This window comes from Methylophaga sp. OBS1, from assembly GCF_026319365.1.
This window is the reverse complement of the sequence record NZ_JAPDMS010000004.1, coordinates 378,081-394,030: the sequence shown is the minus strand read 5'-3', so window position 1 is coordinate 394,030 and position 15,950 is coordinate 378,081. Positions and strand designations below refer to the sequence as shown.

21 protein-coding genes are annotated in these 15,950 nt (G+C 52.0%); 15 read left to right on the top strand and 6 right to left on the bottom strand.

The features are described from left to right. Positions 1–9: 9 nt before the first annotated feature. The 5 genes from OMQ46_RS13380 (at position 10) to OMQ46_RS13360 (ending at position 3,423) form a co-directional block, all read left to right on the top strand. Positions 10–882, top strand: a complete 873-nt coding sequence (locus OMQ46_RS13380) for a symmetrical bis(5'-nucleosyl)-tetraphosphatase (protein WP_266237603.1) — start codon at positions 10–12, stop codon at positions 880–882. Positions 883–954: 72 nt separating this feature from the next. Further along, positions 955–1,437, top strand: a complete 483-nt coding sequence (gene ribE, locus OMQ46_RS13375) for a 6,7-dimethyl-8-ribityllumazine synthase (RefSeq protein WP_266237602.1) — start codon at positions 955–957, stop codon at positions 1,435–1,437. Further along, entirely contained in the window at positions 1,438–1,890 is a 453-nt protein-coding gene (gene nusB, locus OMQ46_RS13370) for a transcription antitermination factor NusB (RefSeq protein WP_266237601.1), read from the top strand. A gap of 92 nt (positions 1,891–1,982) precedes the next feature. Continuing rightward, a complete protein-coding gene (thiL, locus tag OMQ46_RS13365; RefSeq protein WP_266237599.1) occupies positions 1,983–2,951 on the top strand; it encodes a thiamine-phosphate kinase in 969 nt (322 codons plus the stop codon). Next, complete coding sequence (locus OMQ46_RS13360) at positions 2,932–3,423, top strand: phosphatidylglycerophosphatase A (RefSeq protein ID WP_266237598.1); 492 nt, start codon at positions 2,932–2,934, stop codon at positions 3,421–3,423. Before thiL ends, OMQ46_RS13360 begins: the two co-directional genes overlap by 20 nt. Before the next feature lie 23 nt (positions 3,424–3,446). Here OMQ46_RS13360 and OMQ46_RS13355 read toward each other — a convergent pair whose 3' ends face one another. From OMQ46_RS13355 to moaB, 5 genes are all read right to left on the bottom strand, one after another. Further along, entirely contained in the window at positions 3,447–4,328 is an 882-nt protein-coding gene (locus OMQ46_RS13355) for a carbohydrate kinase family protein (protein WP_266237596.1), read from the bottom strand. Positions 4,329–4,332: 4 nt separating this feature from the next. Continuing rightward, on the bottom strand, positions 4,333–5,478 hold the full coding sequence (gene rnd, locus OMQ46_RS13350; RefSeq protein ID WP_266237595.1) for a ribonuclease D: 1,146 nt from the start codon (positions 5,476–5,478) through the stop codon (positions 4,333–4,335). Between the two features lie 44 nt (positions 5,479–5,522). Next, positions 5,523–6,416 carry an alpha/beta fold hydrolase gene (locus OMQ46_RS13345; RefSeq protein WP_266237593.1) on the bottom strand — a complete coding sequence of 298 codons (894 nt, stop codon included), beginning with the start codon at positions 6,414–6,416 and terminating at the stop codon, positions 5,523–5,525. Between the two features lie 80 nt (positions 6,417–6,496). Continuing rightward, complete coding sequence (locus OMQ46_RS13340) at positions 6,497–6,730, bottom strand: glutaredoxin family protein (RefSeq protein ID WP_266237592.1); 234 nt, start codon at positions 6,728–6,730, stop codon at positions 6,497–6,499. Beyond that, positions 6,730–7,245: a molybdenum cofactor biosynthesis protein B gene (gene moaB / locus OMQ46_RS13335; protein WP_266237591.1), complete on the bottom strand. Its 516-nt coding sequence runs from the start codon at positions 7,243–7,245 to the stop codon at positions 6,730–6,732. The genes OMQ46_RS13340 and moaB overlap by 1 nt, the downstream gene beginning before the upstream one ends. Positions 7,246–7,335: 90 nt before the next feature. Here moaB and OMQ46_RS13330 point away from each other — a divergent pair, with 90 nt between their 5' ends. The 9 genes from OMQ46_RS13330 to radA all read left to right on the top strand — a co-directional run bounded on the left by OMQ46_RS13330 (position 7,336) and on the right by radA (position 15,083). Further along, positions 7,336–8,010: an OmpA family protein gene (locus OMQ46_RS13330; RefSeq protein ID WP_266237590.1), complete on the top strand. Its 675-nt coding sequence runs from the start codon at positions 7,336–7,338 to the stop codon at positions 8,008–8,010. A 28-nt stretch (positions 8,011–8,038) separates the two neighbouring features. After that, on the top strand, positions 8,039–8,779 hold the full coding sequence (gene rlmB / locus OMQ46_RS13325) for a 23S rRNA (guanosine(2251)-2'-O)-methyltransferase RlmB (RefSeq protein ID WP_266237647.1): 741 nt from the start codon (positions 8,039–8,041) through the stop codon (positions 8,777–8,779). Positions 8,780–8,892: 113 nt separating this feature from the next. Continuing rightward, positions 8,893–9,231: a 30S ribosomal protein S6 gene (gene rpsF, locus OMQ46_RS13320; protein ID WP_266237589.1), complete on the top strand. Its 339-nt coding sequence runs from the start codon at positions 8,893–8,895 to the stop codon at positions 9,229–9,231. A gap of 29 nt (positions 9,232–9,260) precedes the next feature. Then, positions 9,261–9,488 carry a 30S ribosomal protein S18 gene (gene rpsR, locus OMQ46_RS13315; protein WP_007146026.1) on the top strand — a complete coding sequence of 76 codons (228 nt, stop codon included), beginning with the start codon at positions 9,261–9,263 and terminating at the stop codon, positions 9,486–9,488. Positions 9,489–9,556: 68 nt separating this feature from the next. Then, entirely contained in the window at positions 9,557–10,441 is an 885-nt protein-coding gene (locus OMQ46_RS13310; RefSeq protein ID WP_266237588.1) for a DUF2232 domain-containing protein, read from the top strand. A 49-nt stretch (positions 10,442–10,490) separates the two neighbouring features. Further along, entirely contained in the window at positions 10,491–11,039 is a 549-nt protein-coding gene (gene rplI / locus OMQ46_RS13305; protein WP_416234844.1) for a 50S ribosomal protein L9, read from the top strand. A gap of 156 nt (positions 11,040–11,195) precedes the next feature. Continuing rightward, positions 11,196–12,608, top strand: a complete 1,413-nt coding sequence (gene dnaB / locus OMQ46_RS13300) for a replicative DNA helicase (protein ID WP_266237586.1) — start codon at positions 11,196–11,198, stop codon at positions 12,606–12,608. A gap of 2 nt (positions 12,609–12,610) precedes the next feature. Then, positions 12,611–13,696, top strand: a complete 1,086-nt coding sequence (gene alr, locus OMQ46_RS13295; protein ID WP_266237585.1) for an alanine racemase — start codon at positions 12,611–12,613, stop codon at positions 13,694–13,696. Continuing rightward, complete coding sequence (gene radA / locus OMQ46_RS13290) at positions 13,689–15,083, top strand: DNA repair protein RadA (protein WP_266237584.1); 1,395 nt, start codon at positions 13,689–13,691, stop codon at positions 15,081–15,083. Before alr ends, radA begins: the two co-directional genes overlap by 8 nt. On the opposite strand, the gene OMQ46_RS13285 is transcribed toward radA, so the two are convergent. Then, positions 15,080–15,463 carry a PilZ domain-containing protein gene (locus OMQ46_RS13285; RefSeq protein ID WP_266237581.1) on the bottom strand — a complete coding sequence of 128 codons (384 nt, stop codon included), beginning with the start codon at positions 15,461–15,463 and terminating at the stop codon, positions 15,080–15,082. The two genes, radA and OMQ46_RS13285, sit on opposite strands and share 4 nt — an antisense overlap. Before the next feature lie 61 nt (positions 15,464–15,524). Between OMQ46_RS13285 and hemJ the strand changes: the two genes are divergently transcribed. Then, entirely contained in the window at positions 15,525–15,950 is a 426-nt protein-coding gene (gene hemJ, locus OMQ46_RS13280; RefSeq protein WP_266237580.1) for a protoporphyrinogen oxidase HemJ, read from the top strand.

The following is a 15,950-nucleotide window of genomic DNA, read 5'->3' as shown; positions in this document are numbered from 1 at the left end:
TCGATACTGATGGCTGTCTTCGCGATAGGTGATGTCCAGGGCTGTTATGACGAGTTGAACAAGATGCTGGATCAAATACAGTTTGATCCAGCATCTGATCAAATCTGGCTGGCCGGTGATCTGGTCAACCGCGGTCCCAAATCACTCGAAGTGCTGCGCTTTGTGAAAAGTCTGGGGGACAGCTGTGTCAGCGTGCTGGGTAACCACGACTTACATCTGTTGGCGAATGCCGCGGGAGTGGTCGAATACCAGCATCATATGGACACCATAGCACCGGTACTGGCAGCCAGCGATAGTGATGAGATCATGCAATGGCTGCGTCAGCAGCCGTTGTTTTATCACGATGAAGTCCTCCAATTCAGTATGGTACACGCCGGTCTGCCGCCTGAATGGTCGATCTCTGAAGCCCGCGAACGAAGTGCTGAGGTTGAATCAGTGCTGAAATCGGATAACTGGCAGGCATTCTTTGCCCATATGTATGGCAATAATCCCAAGCGCTGGTCACCGGATTTGAAGGGTTGGGACAGACTGCGGTTTATCACCAACTGTTTCACACGACTGCGCTACTGCCATGAAGATGGCAGGCTGGCGTTGAAATACAAAGGCGCGCCAGAAGACAAGCCGCTGCATCAAAAGCCCTGGTTTGAAATGCCTGGCAGAGCCAGTGAACAGGACAGGATCGTGTTTGGTCACTGGTCTACATTAGGTACTGGTCAATATGGTAACGTGTTTTCACTGGATAGCGGGGCTGTCTGGGGCGAAACCCTGACCGCGGTCAGAATCGATCAGGCGCCCTATGAATGGATTACGGTTAAAGCCGATCCTGATGGTTTACCCCATGCCCGCAACAAGAGCAGCTCGAAAAGCCGACGCTGGTTCTGAAATAATGCAGCGGGCAGGGCAAATATAAAATGAGTACAATACTTTTAATCTTATAGCGTTGGATCTTTAGAAATGAGCAATGTCACGACATTTTCGGGTGATTTTTCAGCCAAGGGACTCCGCGTCGGTATCGTCGCTGGTCGTTTTAATGACTTCGTGGTCAACAACCTGATCGAAGGTGCGATTGACTGTCTGGTTCGCCATGGTGCCAGCGAGAGCGATATCGAACTGGCCCGGGTGCCTGGTGCGGTAGAAATTCCGCTTGCCGTCCAGCGTATGGGGCGGACCGGTAAATACGATGCCATTATCGCCCTGGGTGCAGTCATTCGTGGCGGCACGCCGCACTTTGAATATGTCGCTGGTGAATGCTCAAAAGGTCTGGGCCAACTGGCGCTGCAACTGGATATGCCGGTTTCCTTCGGTGTGCTGACTGTCGACACCATTGAGCAGGCCATTGAACGCGCCGGTACCAAAGCGGGGAACAAAGGCGCCGAAGCTGCGATGGGTGTGATCGAAATGGTTAATGTGCTGCGTCAAATCGAGGCTGGCAACTAAATGGCAGCCGGATTACCCCGCACCAAAGCACGCCGTGCTGCTGTTCAGGCTCTGTATCAGGCGCTGGTCAATAATGAAGCACCGCAGAAAGACGCGCTGGATTTTGTCACGGCAGAATACGCAAACAAAATCGATAGTAAATATTTCAGCACGCTCATCGAAGGGGCGATTAAATACCAGGATCAGATCGATGCCACGCTGTCAGAAGCTGTCGATCGTGATCTGAATGCGGTTGATCCGGTTGAAATTTCCGTATTGAGATTGGCCACATTTGAATTTATGCACCTGCCGGAAATTCCCTATCGGGTTGTGCTGAATGAAGCAGTGGAACTGGCCAAGTCCTTTGGTGGTGAACAGGGGCACAAATATGTCAATGGTGTGCTCGATAAAATGGGGGCCCGTCTCAGACCGCATGAATATCAGGCAGCCAAAGAAGCACGTGCGAAACGTTGAATGCGCGATCTCTTCCACGGGTCTGAATAAACATCATTGAGTGGCGGTGGCAATGATTTGCCGCCGTCCTTTCTTTTTAAAGAGAGTCCGGTTTGTCTCTGTCCGAATTTTCCCTGATTGAAGATTATTTTTCGAAGCTGACAGCGATGCGACAGGATGTCACTCTCGGTATTGGCGATGACTGCGCGTTGTTACAGTGCAGCCCGAGCAAAGAAATCGCTGTCTCAATTGATACGCTGGTGGAGGGAGTTCATTTTTTTGCTGATGTGGACCCCAAAGCGCTGGGCTATAAATCATTGGCCGTGAACCTGAGCGATTTGGCCGCTATGGGGGCCGAACCGGCCTGGTTCACGCTGGCGCTGACATTACCGGAACATAAGCCTGAGTGGCTTCAAGCCTTCAGTGAAGGGCTGGCACTTGCGGCCAGACCTGCGGGTATCCAGCTGGTCGGCGGTGATACTACTCGCGGGCCGCTGACTATTACTATTCAGGTACATGGTCTGGTAGATCAGGCCAGGGCACTGCGTCGTGATCGTGCAGATGTCGGTGATTATATCTATGTTACTGGCACCCTTGGCGATGCCGGGGCCGCGTTGAAAAGACGTCTGGAAAACTGGTCTCCCGATTTATTTGACCAATCTGACTGGCAGTTTCTATACAAACGTTTGGAATATCCGACTCCACGCTATCAGTTAGCACAAAAAATCCTGAACTATGCGAGTTCGGCTATCGATATTTCAGACGGTCTTCTTGCTGATCTGGGACACATTCTTGAGCGAAGTCAGACAGGAGCCATCGTCAAACCGGCTCAAATACCACTCTCAGCGAGTCTGAAAAAGCTCTCACCGGAGCTTGCTATCCCATTGGCACTCGGGGCCGGAGATGATTATGAACTTTGCTTTACTGTGCCGGCCAATAAGGTCGAATCATTGGCAGAGCTTGGCCTGGAAATCCATTGCATCGGTGAAATCACTGCGGGTAATGAGTTATCACTCCGGGATGAAACTGGAAAAGAAATGAATATCGATGCAAGGAAAGGCTATGACCACTTCGGGGCTTAAGGTCAATTTCAGAAGCTTAATCAGGCGCCCAGCCTGTTTTCTGGCTTATGGTTTTGGCGCCGGCCTGGCACCTAAGGCGCCCGGCACTTTTGGCACCTTAGTCGCCTTACCCATCTATTGGTTGATCCAGGATTCGCCTCTGGTTGAATACCTCATCCTGGTTCTGGCCCTGTCAATTATCGGGATTTGGCTCTGTCAGAGAGCGGCTGACTGGGTAAAACTGGATGACCCTTCAGGTATCGTCTGGGATGAAATTGTCGGCTATCTGGTCGCGATGACCTTCGCGCCCTCCGGCTGGCAATGGATGCTGTTGGGCTTTGTACTCTTTCGTTTTTTTGACATTCTAAAGCCGTGGCCGGTGAACCTTGCAGACAGGCATTTGCATGGTGGCCTGGGCATTATGCTGGATGATATTGTCGCTGGGATAATGGCTGCCGCTGGGATGGCTCTGATTCAGCTGATTATCATCTGAAAGTCATCGCCAGCGGCTGTCACTCACAGCCTGTGATTTTGTGTGCCATGGTGCGCAATTTTGATGGCACCGAGTTTCGCAGCAATACGGCCGGTTTCTTCCCAGTCTTTGCCATGCATGATGCCGTGTATCAAACCTGCCCGATAGGCATCACCACAACCGGTTGGATCAACCACCGCCTCTGCTTTGTGGCAGGGAATCTCAATCTTTTTACCTTCAGTAAAGATGTCTGAACCCTGCGCACCGCGGGTGATAATCAATGCTTCCACCTGACGCGCGATTTCTTCCTCGGGCAGGCCGGTGCGATCCATAAACAACTGGGCTTCATAATCATTGAGCGCGATGTAGGAAGCCTGCTCAGCAAACTGCATCAATTCATCGCCATTAAACATCGGCAGCCCCTGGCCCGGATCAAAGATAAACGGAATACCGGCATCTTTGAGTTGCTGGGCATGCTGCAGCATGCCGTCACGCCCATCCGGGGCAACGATGGCCAGTTTGATATTGTCAGCTTCCGAAATGTGTGTCTCGTGAGCCAGGTTCATCGCACCGGGATGAAAGGCCGTGATCTGGTTGTCGTCCATATCCGTGGTGATAAACGCCTGTGCGGTGTAATGCCCCTGTTTGACATGGACATGTTTGCGACTGATACCTTGTTGATCCATCCAGTCGGCGTAGGGCCCAAAGTCAGTACCTACGGTACCCATAGGTACCGGTTCATCGCCCAGAAGTTTTAGGTTGTATGCGATGTTACCGGCACAGCCACCGAACTCTTTACGAAGCTCAGGCACCAGAAATGCGACATTCAGCATATGCACCTTATCCGGCAGAATATGGTTTTTGAACTGGTCGGGGAAAACCATAATGCTGTCATAGGCGAAAGAGCCACAAATCAGAGCTGACATAATTTTACCTTTGTTGAATTTCGAGTTGTTTGTGAGAGCCGCTCAGGCTGAGTTTACCGTTTAAAAAGTCTTCCAGTTGCTGACCCACGATTTCGTAGCGCCAGCCCTGTCGTAGTGACGTCTCTTCATCTCTGACCAGTGCTTCGACATCTTTGCGTGAGGCCACGGCGGCCGGGGTGATACTCTGTTCATCACAACGCTGACGCAGTAAAGCCATCAGGGCGTCCACCACGGCATCCTGCTGATTACTTAGCGGTGTTGGGCGTTTCATCACCGGCCATTCAGATTTGGGCACCGCTTTGCCTGTCTTAATTGCTTCCAGGATCGCTGTGCCATGACGGTCAATATCTCTTTGTTCCAGGCCACGGATTTTTTTCATGCTCTCGGTAGACGTTGGCGCAAAACGGGCTAAATCCAGCATCACATCGTCTTTTAAGATCCATCGTCTGGGCAGGTTGTGCTTGATGGCACGTTGCTCGCGCCAGGCACCCAATTGTTGAAGCACGGCGAGTTGAGACGGTTTCAGACGCCCAGCCCCCTTGATACGCTGCCAGCTTTTATGGGGATCTTCCTGGTAGGTTTTGACGGCGGATAAGGTGGCAAAGTCTTCTTTTAACCAAGTGAGACGCCCTGTTTCTGTTAGCCTGTGATTGAGTTGGTGGTAGAGTTCACGCAGGTAACGCACATCATCAGCCGCATATTCCAGTTGCTCCGATGACAGCGGACGCTGCCGCCAGTCTGTCCGGGCGTGGGCTTTATCCAGATCGACATCCAGACATTGTTTGACCAGGTTCCCGTATCCAATCTGATCCCCATAGCCCAGCACGGTAGCCGCCAGTTGGGTATCGAAAACGTGCGGGGGCAGCTTGTCCCGTAGCATGAAAAATAATTCCAGATCCTGGCGGGCGGCATGGAATACCAGTGTCATGTCATCACGGTAGAACAAATCCAGCAGAGGCGTCAGATCGTCGAGCGCCAACGGGTCCACACAGGCGATGATTTCGTCATTAGCAATCTGAACCAGGCATAGTTCGGGAAAGTAAGTCTTCTCGCGGTGGAACTCGGTATCGACGGCCAGCCAGGTGCTGCCGGAAAGTTGCTCGCAGAGGTCTGCCAGGCTGTCAGGAGTGTCGACGTACTGAATGGTCATCTACTGTGCTCTGCAAAAGGGACACAGTATAGCCAGTTTAATAATCAATTCATAACCCGGCTCATTGTCACCACATCGGTAATGGCTGTGACCACAACTTCAGGTTGGTCGAGATGGATATCATGGCCGCTGCGGGGTGCGAAAACCTGCTGGCTGATAGGAGAGAGCTTCCACAGATCCTGCTGAAGACGCGCCCAGGTTTGTTCCTTGGCCTCGGCGTCAACACGGCCCAGCCATTCAGACTTACCACGGCTGATTACAATCAGCGGGACTTTGGGGAACTGATTGAACTGTTCCACCTGTCGGGCACTCTCGTATAGTGAAGATATCTCAGCACGTGCCGCATGAAAGGCTCTTTCACGTAGTACGCGGTGTTTATTCAGTACTGAATCAGAATCACCGTATTTAGGCATGACGAGAATGTTGCCTTTTCTATCGAAATGTTGTGGCAGGCTGATATCAAAAATCTCATACTGCTTTTCATGCGAGGCATCGACAAGCACCATACCGGCAATTTTGCCCGGGTTTTGCGCGGCAAAGACTCGGATGTTGTAACCGCCAAAGGAGTGCCCTACCAGGACAAAGGGGCCCGGGATTTTAGCTTTCTGAATCAGCTTTTCGATTTCGTTGGAAATGCGCAGACTGTTGCGGGGCTGAGGACCCGCGTCGCTCCAGCCGTAACCCGGGCGATCAAAAACGCAGACGCGCGTTTCTGCTGCGGTATCATTCTGAATTTCAAACCAGTCAGTCGAGTCATCACCAAGACCGGCATCGATTAATACCGTGGGTTCGCCCTGACCTCGGCAGAGCATGTGGATACTGTATCCACCGACGTCGTAACGCTCACCAGGTATGGGAGGGAACTCATTCGCTCTGGCCGAACTGAGCAGCACTACTGCGATGAAAAACAGCAGAAACTGAATAGATTTGAGGCACATACCGGACTCCGAACACGCTTGTTTGTGTAAGAGTTATCCGAGTCTGGTGAAGTTCCTGTGAAGTACGGATGACAGGTGAGTTATCTGAGGATGATAGCTTCTAGATCAGATTGCTTGAAAGGCCAGTCCAGTTCCTGTTGATCAGCAAATTGCACCACTGGAATGCGAATGCCATAACGGGCGACCAGATCGTCATCATCACCGATTTCCCGAAGGATGATATCGAGCGGCGCTTTGTCCGCGATATTGAGCAGCAGTTCATGAGCCTGTTCGCAGAGATGGCAGCCTTCCGTGGTGAATAAGATTATCTGCATTAGTTTTCCATCAGGCGTGGCATCAAATCCACAAAATTGCAGGGTTTATGGCGGCTATCCAACTGGTCATGCAGGATTTCATCCCAGCCGGTTCGGCAAGCCCCGGAAGAGCCCGGCAAGCAGAAAATAAAGGTCCCATTGGCGACACCCGCAATCGCTCTGGATTGCACAGTGGAAGTTTTGATGATTTGATACGAGAGGTAACGAAACAACTCACCAAACCCTTCGATTTCCTTGTCAAACAGGACTTTGACTGCTTCCGGCGTACCATCACGACCGGTCAGGCCGGTGCCGCCTGTAGTCACGATCGCCTCAACCTCTGGGTCAGCGATCCACTGCGAAATGAGCGCTCTGATCTGATAGGTGTCGTCAGATACAATTTTGCGAGCTACCACATGGTGGCCGTCGGCCTTAGCTTTATCTTCAAGCACTTTACCCGAGGCGTCGTTGTCAAAAGTTCTGGTATCGGATACCGTCAAAATAGCAATATTGACCGGGGTGAATTTGGCACTCATCTATCTGTGTCTCATTTTTAAAGCGTTAAACCCAGTATAATCACCATCATTACAAGGGTCTAGAATGCTGACAATGTATGGAGGATTAGAATGAAAAAAATTGTATTGGCGACTTTGATTGCAACAGCGCTGAGCGGTTGTGCGGCTGATGATCCCAATAAAAGAACCAAAACCGGTGCTGCTGTCGGTGCCGCTGCCGGTGCTCTGCTGGGCTATGCCGTGGATGACGGAACCGGTGGTGTTGTCGCAGGTGCTGCGGTCGGTGCCCTGGCTGGTGCCGGTGTAGGCCGTTACATGGATAATCAACAGCGTGAGTTTGAACAGGCGCTGGCCGATGAACAGGCCAGAAACGAGCTGAAAATTCAGCAACTGGAAAATGAGACGCTGAAAATCGATATTGCCAGTGAAGTCTCTTTCGACTTCGACAGTGCTTCATTGAAATCGGCATTTACCCCGACCTTGAATAAAGTAGCCGATGTTTTGCAACGCTACCCCAAAACAGTCATCCATGTTGTGGGTCACACTGACAGCGTCGGTTCAGAAAGCTACAATCAGCAGCTTTCCGAGCGTCGGGCTCAGTCTGTTGCCGATTACCTGGCATCAAATGGCGTTGAACGCGGCCGTTTGTATGCGACAGGCCGTGGTGAGCTTGAACCACGTGCAACGAATGAAACCGAAGCCGGACGTCAGCTCAACCGCCGTGTTGAATTGTTTGTTAAACCGATTGTAGAGGGGCAGGAATCTGAAGCCTACCAAGCGCCGTAAACCCGTCAAAACGGCATCACATACCCCTATCGATCCGGACATCATTTATGGCCTGCACGCTGTGCAGGCCGCACTGGATGTTCCGGTCAGCAGAATCAAAGAAGTCTGGCTTGCCGCTGATCGTCAGGATCAGCGGGTTGAAGCCTTGCTGACCGCAGCCAGGGAACAGGGCATTGTGGTGCACAAAGCTGAACGGGAAACCCTCGATAAGATTGCACCTGAAGTCCAGCATCAGGGCTGTGCTGCACGTTGTAAACCGCTGGAAAGTCTGGATGAGAAGGGACTGCTGGACCTGATTGAAAATTTGAGCGAGCCAGCCTTTCTATTGATTCTGGACGGTGTGCAGGACCCGCATAACCTGGGCGCCTGCCTTCGCACTGCCGAAGCCGCTGGTGTGCATGCGGTAGTGGCACCTAAGGACAGAGCCTCAGGTCTCACCGCCACTGCAGTGAAAATCTCCAGCGGTGCCGCAGAACGGGTTCCGTTTGCGCAGGTCACCAATCTATCCCGATTGATGAAAGATCTTCAGCAATTGGGAGTGTGGCTGGTGGGCACATCCGGGGATGCGCAACAAAGCCTATTCCAGATCGATCTGAAAGGCCCTGTGGCGATAGTACTTGGCGCAGAAGGCAAGGGTATCCGGCGTCTCACCCGTGATAACTGCGATGAAGTCATCTATATTCCCATGCAGGGTGAAGCCGAAAGTCTCAATGTTTCGGTCGCTGCCGGGGTCTGCCTGTTTGAAGCCTATCGTCAACGCCACTTGTGAGCGGCTGAAAAAATCAAGTAAAATATTAGATTGCCTAAAGTTTTTATCGCTGCAGGCAAAACTCCTTGCTTTATGGTTCGACCATAAAGCTGTTCAAACCGTGAGGAGCTCTAATGAGACATTACGAAATCGTGTTTCTGGTCCACCCTGATCAGAGCGAGCAAGTCCCCGGCATGATCGAGCGTTACACACAAACGCTGACCAGCCAGGGCGGTACCATCCATCGTCAGGAAGACTGGGGTCGTCGTCAACTGGCTTATCCCATCAACAAAGTGCACAAAGCACACTACGTTCTGATGAATGTGGAATGCGACGTTGAGCAGCTCAACGAAGTCACGACTGCATTCCGTTTCAACGATGCTGTTATCCGTCATCTTGTTGTCAACATGGACGAAGCGGTCACCGAACCGTCACCCATGATGCAAAAAGATGAAGAGAAGAAATCAGCCTAAGGCTGCATTGATTATTTAGGAGAATCACAATGGCTCGTTTTTTTAGACGTAGAAAATTTTGTCGCTTTACCGCTGAAGGTATTAAGCAAATCGACTACAAAGATGTAAATCTGCTGAAAAATTACATCACTGAAACAGGAAAAATCGTACCCAGCCGTATCACAGGTACCAAAGCGCGTTACCAACGTCAGCTGTCTACTTGTGTGAAGCGTGCGCGTTTCCTGGCATTGTTGCCATACTGCGACATGCATAAGTAATACAGTTGATTCAAACACCTGATTTAAGTTAGTTCATTATTATGCTGCGAGGAATTGCAGATTTTGCCATGCAGGGCAGATGGCAGGCAGGCATTGCCGCAGCGCTGTTGTCTGCTGCCGCTATGATGCTACCGCCGCTGAATTATCTGGCGAGTGGTGTTATTGCCCTGACAACCCTGAGGATGGGGCCCGGTGAGGGGGCTAAAGTGGTGACGGCCACGCTGGTGGTATTCACACTGATGGCCTGGTTCCTGTTGGGCCAACCCTGGGTGGCCGGTCTGATCCTGTTGACCAGTTGGTTACCGGTTTTTCTGGCCACACTGGCATTAGGTTATACCCGTTCCCTGGCGACAGCCTTGCTGGCGTCCAGTGGTCTGGGCATTGTGACCATTTTACTGATGCATCTGCTGGTGCCTGACCTGACCAGTTGGTGGCGGGACATGATCGAACCGTTCATGGCTTCACTCAGTGAACAACCTGGCTGGCAGTTGGGTCAGGATGAAACGGCGCAAATGACCGGGAACCTGGCTGGCATGATGACCGGATTGATTGCAGCCGGCGTCAGCTTTAATGCTGTTATCGGTCTAGTTATCGGCCGATTCTGGCAGTCACAGCTGTTCAATCCGGGCGCTTTTGGCAACGAGTTCAGGGAAATCCAACTGGGACGACCTGCTGCCATTGTCACCGCCATATTGATGGCATTGACACTGTCGCCGCTCAGCGATTCGCTCAGTGTGCTGGCAGACTGTTTGCCGGTGATGCTGGTGGCATTCGGTGTGCAGGGGCTGGCCATCGTGCATGCGATTGTGAAGCTCAGACAGAAGAGTAAAGCCTGGTTGGTAACGATGTATGTACTGTTGGTGCTGATGCTGCCTCAGATGGTAATGATGCTGGCAACATTGGGTGTTTTAGATCAGTGGTTTAATTTCCGTAAACGCTCACAAACCGAGTAACGCGGAGTTTTGAATAAGCAGTCGCAGGACTGCGAATGAGGGTAGAACGATGCAAGTAATTTTGCTAGAAAAAGTTCAAAAGCTTGGAAGCCTGGGTGACGAAGTCACCGTGAAATCTGGCTATGGCCGTAATTTCCTGGTGCCAACCGGTAAAGCACTGCCTGCCACCAAGCTGAACAGAGAAAAATTTGAAGCACGTCGTGCTGAATTGGAAGCCGCTGCAGCCAAAGTTCTGGCTGAAGCAGAAAGCCGTAAAGCCAAACTGGTTGCTGCCGGTGAACTGAACATCATGGCCAACGCCGGTGTGGAAGGTAAACTGTTCGGCTCCATTACTGCTGCTGATATCGCTGATGCGTTGAACGCCGCAGGTGCAGAAGTTGACCGTAATGAAGTACGCCTGCCAACGGGTCCATTGCGTCACACGGGTGAATATAATATCGATATTCAACTGCATGCTGATGTGTTGGTGACCGTGAAAGTCAATGTCACTTCAGAGGCCGAACTGCAAGCACGCGCTGAAGCCGAAGAAGCGAGAAAAGCACGTGATGCGGCTCGTGAAGAAGCAGAAGCGATTGCTAAAGCTCAAGAAGACGCTTAATGCTGATAACTGAATGATTCTGTGATAACCGAATCATTCAGTTGAGTTTGATGCTGAAATGACAGGGCCGGGTTACCGGCCCTGTTTTCTGCTAAAATTTTCAACTCGACAATGCGTTTTATTTTGTCTTTTTCTTAATGGGGTTTAGGTGGCACTGTGGAAGAAATCAGCTATCCAGAATCGTTCAAGGATACCGCCACAGAGGCCCTGAAAGTCCCGCCACACTCTGTTGAAGCCGAGCAGTCAGTTCTCGGCGGTCTGATGCTCGACAACGGTGCCTGGGAGCAGGTCGCCGATGTTCTCGTCGAGCAGGACTTCTATCGTCACGATCACCAGTTGATTTTCCGCGCGATTGCCCAGTTGATGGAGCAATCACAGCCGGTCGATGTCATCACGCTCGCTGAATGGCATGACAAACGGGATGAATTGGATCAGGTTGGTGAACTCGCTTACCTGGGCATGCTTGCCAGCAATACTCCCAGCGCGGCGAATATTGCCGCCTATGCTGAAATTGTGCGCGAACGCGCGATTCTGCGTCAGCTAATCAAAGTCGGTAACAGCATATCCAACATGGCCTTCAAACCGGAAGGCATGACCAAAGAAGAGATGCTTGATATTGCCGAGCGCTATGTCTTTGAGATAGCCGAAAAAGGTGCCAAGCGTGGTGGTGGCTTTGTGCAGGTCAAAGATGTACTCAGCAAAGTCGTCGATCGAATCGACTCCCTGTTTGAGCAGGACAGTTCCATTACCGGTTTGCCTACCGGCTTTCTTGACTTTGATGAACAGACTTCAGGTCTCCAGCCTGCTGATCTGATCATTGTCGCTGGTCGGCCCTCCATGGGTAAAACCACCTTTGCGATGAATATTGCCGAAAATGGGGCGATACACAGTAAAAAGCCGGTTGCTGTGTTTAGTATGGAGATGCCGGCTGATGCGCTGGCAATGCGTATGTTGTCATCACTGGGCCGCATTGATCAGCATCGTCTACGCACCGGTAAGCTCAATGATGATGATTGGCCGCGACTGACATCGGCGATTGCATTGCTGAACGAGGCACCGTTGTTTATTGATGATACACCGGCTTTAACGCCGACGGAATTGCGCGCCCGTGCCCGTCGTCTTAAGCGCGAGCATGGTCTTAGCCTGATCGTGATTGACTACCTGCAGCTGATGCAGGGCAATGCCGGCAAATCTTCGGAAAACCGGGCAACCGAGATCTCTGAAATATCACGCTCCCTCAAAGCCCTGGGTAAAGAACTGGAAGTCCCTGTGATTGCTTTGTCGCAGTTAAACCGGAGTCTGGAGCAACGGCCCAATAAACGGCCGGTCATGTCAGATTTGCGTGAATCGGGTGCGATTGAGCAGGACGCCGATCTCATCGTCTTTATCTATCGCGATGAAGTCTACAACGAAGATTCGCCTGATAAAGGTAAAGCCGAAATTATTATCGGTAAACAGCGTAATGGTCCGATTGGTACCGTAGCGCTGACTTTTCAGGGTAAGTACACACGCTTCGAGAATTTCGCGCCGAGTTATTACGATGATCAAATGGGCTACGACGGAGAATAATCTTGGCGTTTCCCGTCGCTGCCATCAATCTTGCTGCTTTACGTCATAATCTCGCCCGGGTGCGTGAGTTCACCCCGGATAGCGCGGTGATGAGTGTGATCAAGGCCGATGCTTATGGTCATGGTGTGCTGGCTGTAGCCGAAGCCCTGGCAGACAGCGACGCCTTTGCGGTTGCCCGGCTCAGTGAAGGCATCGCGCTGCGTCAGCAGGGTGTCAAACAGCCTATCGTATTGCTGGAAGGCGTTAATAGTGAAGCCGATTTTATCGCGGCTTCAGCGTATCAACTATCACCAGTGATTCATCTTTTCAGTCAGATACAGCTGCTGCAGACCATCACGTTACCAAAACCATTAACGTTCAACTGGCTGATGATCGACAGTGGCATGCATCGGCTTGGCATTGCCCCGGCTCAGGCGCCAGCAGCACTGGCCATACTGCAGGCCTGTGGCAACCTGACGAATGAAATCGGTTTGATGAGTCATTTTGCTAATTCCGACCTGGTGGGGGATAAACGCAATCAGCAACAACTGGCCCCGATGCAGTCGCTGCGGGATGAGCTTGGTCTGGCGGTATGCATGGCCAATTCTGCAGCCGTGATGTCCTATCCTGATTCCCATCTCGACTGGGTTCGACCGGGACTGATGTTATACGGCATTTCCCCGTTTGAAGATAAAACCGGCACAGAGCTGGGACTTGAACCTGTGATGCAGCTCAAAACAGAGCTGATTGCGGTTTACGATATCGATGCCGGCGAAGAGGTAGGCTACGGTGGTGACTGGACAGCCGAGGTGCCAACGCGGATCGGTGTCGCCAGTATCGGCTATGGCGACGGCTATAATCGTCATCTTTCCAACAAATCGGCAGTCTGGCTGCGCGGACAGAAAGTACCGGTAGTTGGACGGATATCCATGGATACGATTTGTCTCAACTTGAATAATCTCGAACAGGCTGAGATCGGGGATGAAGTGATTCTCTGGGGTATGCCGGAGCTGCCGGTAGAACAATTGGCACAACTGGCTGCTACCATCCCTTACGAACTGGTCACGGTAATATGTCGTCGGGTACACAGGGAGTTGTCAGATGGCTAAAGCTAAACGCATCTATGTGTGTAAGGAATGTGGGGCGCAGACACCGCAATGGGCCGGACGCTGCAATGATTGCGGCGCCTGGAACAGCCTGACGGAAGAAATTCAGGCGAGCGCTTCTTCCGCTTCGCAAGCCACGATTCAGCGGCACACCGGCTATGCCGGCGAGCAAAAAAAACAGGTTCAGGCACTTTCCGAGGTGAAATCGGAACAGGCTGTCCGCTGGACCACCGGTTTACCGGAACTGGACCGCGTACTGGGGGGTGGACTGGTCACCGGCTCGGTTGTACTGATAGGCGGTGATCCGGGTATTGGTAAATCGACCTTGTTGTTGCAGGCTATGGCCACTATGGCTGACAGCAGTGGGATCAAACCGCTTTACATCAGTGGGGAAGAGTCTTTACAGCAAATCCGGCTGCGGGCTGAGAGACTGCAACTGGAACAGGCGCCGCTGGAATTGCTGGCTGAAACCCATGCTGAGCAGATGGTCGCGACCGCCGAGCAGCGTAAGCCCCAGGTGATGGTAATAGACTCTATCCAGACTGTGTTTACCGAGCAGTTACAGTCGGCCCCGGGTACCGTCGCTCAGGTCCGGGAGAGTGCGGCGCAACTGGTGCGTTATGCCAAGTCCAGCGGCACCACGATGATTCTGGTGGGCCATGTCACCAAACAAGGGGCGTTAGCGGGGCCGAGGGTATTGGAGCATATGGTGGATACCGTGCTCTATTTTGAGGGCGATACCTCGACCCGTTTCCGCATTCTTCGCGCGGTGAAAAACCGCTTTGGCGCGGTCAATGAATTGGGCGTATTCGGCATGACCGAACTGGGACTGAAAGAAGTCAGTAACCCTTCGGCGATTTTCCTCTCCCGTGGTGAGGAGTCAGTGCCGGGTAGTGTGGTCACTGTGATTCGTGAAGGCAGCCGGCCGATGCTGGTGGAGGTGCAGGCCCTGGTCGACAGCAGTCCGCTGGGTAATCCGCGTCGGGTCACTGTTGGTCTGGAGCAGAACCGACTGGCCATGTTGCTGGCGATTCTGCACCGTCATGGTGGTATAACCTGTCATGATCAGGATGTGTTCATCAATGTCGTGGGCGGTGTGAAGCTCAGCGAAACCGGTGCCGATCTCGCTGTGTTGGCGGCCATCATTTCCAGCCTCAGAAACCGGGCTTTGCCCCGTGACTGGGTGCTGTTTGGTGAAGTTGGCTTGACCGGCGAAATCCGCCCGGTTCAGGCTGGCGAAGAACGGATCCGCGATGCCAGCAAGCATGGCTTCAGCCATGCCATCGTTCCTGCAGCCAACGCGCCGCGCAAGACCATGAAAGAGATGAAAGTGACGCCGGTAAGGCATTTGTCGGAAGTCATCAGCGCGCTCAGAGACGCCACCGGCTAGTCTTTCTCTATCAGCGCCGAAAGTTCGCGGTGTAATAAACCCTCATCACCGAGATTGAGTTCCATCAGCCGTTTGAGATGGGTGATGCTGTCCAGATCCATTTCATAGGATTCAAAGCCGATACTATCATCATCAACGTGGGCAACGGTCGCGTGCATTTCGATCACGACTTCGCCCTGCTGCAGTAATAAGTCCACGGTACAGGACTGTCCCAGCCGGGCCTGCCATTGTCCCGGTTTGATGATCAGCAGTCCTTTCAGTGAGACATCCAGTACCGAGCAATTAAGAAATTCATCGCCGTCTGCAGTTTTGATATGGGCGATGGCGTCAAATGGAATGCGGCTGAAACGACGTCTTTCCTGTGTTGCGTCATCGGTCATTTTATCCACTCCCAGGTTGCTTGATTTGATACTATCACTGTTTTCGTCACAGGAGTAAATCATGCTGTGGGTCAAAGCCTTCCATCTGATCTTTATCGTGACCTGGTTTTCCGCTTTATTTTATCTGCCCAGGTTATTTGTCTATCACGCACTGTGTGATGATGAAGCCGGTAACGCCCGGTTTAAAATCATGGAACGGAAACTCTACCGCGGCATTATGACGCCCAGTGCACTGCTAACCCTGATATTCGGTGTCTGGCTGTTGAGTTTTTATTCCCTGGAGCAGATAGCCTCAATGGGCTGGCTGCATGCCAAGCTGACACTGGTTATTCTGCTGTTTGCCTACCATGGTATCTGTGGTCGTATGCTCAAGCAGTTCGCTGCTGACAATAATCAGCGCAGTCACCGCTTCTACCGCTGGTTTAATGAATTCCCGGTACTATTGCTGATTGCGGTGATTATTCTCGCAGTGGTGAAACCATTCTAG

Bases quoted from the DNA above. Each gene is read 5' to 3' on its own strand.
- OMQ46_RS13380 (WP_266237603.1), top strand. From the start codon at position 10: ATGGCTGTCTTCGCGATAGGTGATGTCCAGGGCTGTTATGACGAGTTG.
- ribE (WP_266237602.1), top strand. From the start codon at position 955: ATGAGCAATGTCACGACATTTTCGGGTGATTTTTCAGCCAAGGGACTC.
- nusB (WP_266237601.1), top strand. From the start codon at position 1,438: ATGGCAGCCGGATTACCCCGCACCAAAGCACGCCGTGCTGCTGTTCAG.
- OMQ46_RS13360 (WP_266237598.1), top strand. From the start codon at position 2,932: ATGACCACTTCGGGGCTTAAGGTCAATTTCAGAAGCTTAATCAGGCGC.
- OMQ46_RS13355 (WP_266237596.1), bottom strand. From the start codon at position 4,328: ATGTCAGCTCTGATTTGTGGCTCTTTCGCCTATGACAGCATTATGGTT.
- rnd (WP_266237595.1), bottom strand. From the start codon at position 5,478: ATGACCATTCAGTACGTCGACACTCCTGACAGCCTGGCAGACCTCTGC.
- OMQ46_RS13345 (WP_266237593.1), bottom strand. From the start codon at position 6,416: ATGTGCCTCAAATCTATTCAGTTTCTGCTGTTTTTCATCGCAGTAGTG.
- OMQ46_RS13340 (WP_266237592.1), bottom strand. From the start codon at position 6,730: ATGCAGATAATCTTATTCACCACGGAAGGCTGCCATCTCTGCGAACAG.
- moaB (WP_266237591.1), bottom strand. From the start codon at position 7,245: ATGAGTGCCAAATTCACCCCGGTCAATATTGCTATTTTGACGGTATCC.
- OMQ46_RS13330 (WP_266237590.1), top strand. From the start codon at position 7,336: ATGAAAAAAATTGTATTGGCGACTTTGATTGCAACAGCGCTGAGCGGT.
- rpsF (WP_266237589.1), top strand. From the start codon at position 8,893: ATGAGACATTACGAAATCGTGTTTCTGGTCCACCCTGATCAGAGCGAG.
- rpsR (WP_007146026.1), top strand. From the start codon at position 9,261: ATGGCTCGTTTTTTTAGACGTAGAAAATTTTGTCGCTTTACCGCTGAA.
- OMQ46_RS13310 (WP_266237588.1), top strand. From the start codon at position 9,557: ATGCAGGGCAGATGGCAGGCAGGCATTGCCGCAGCGCTGTTGTCTGCT.
- rplI (WP_416234844.1), top strand. From the start codon at position 10,491: ATGCAAGTAATTTTGCTAGAAAAAGTTCAAAAGCTTGGAAGCCTGGGT.
- radA (WP_266237584.1), top strand. From the start codon at position 13,689: ATGGCTAAAGCTAAACGCATCTATGTGTGTAAGGAATGTGGGGCGCAG.
- OMQ46_RS13285 (WP_266237581.1), bottom strand. From the start codon at position 15,463: ATGACCGATGACGCAACACAGGAAAGACGTCGTTTCAGCCGCATTCCA.
- hemJ (WP_266237580.1), top strand. From the start codon at position 15,525: ATGCTGTGGGTCAAAGCCTTCCATCTGATCTTTATCGTGACCTGGTTT.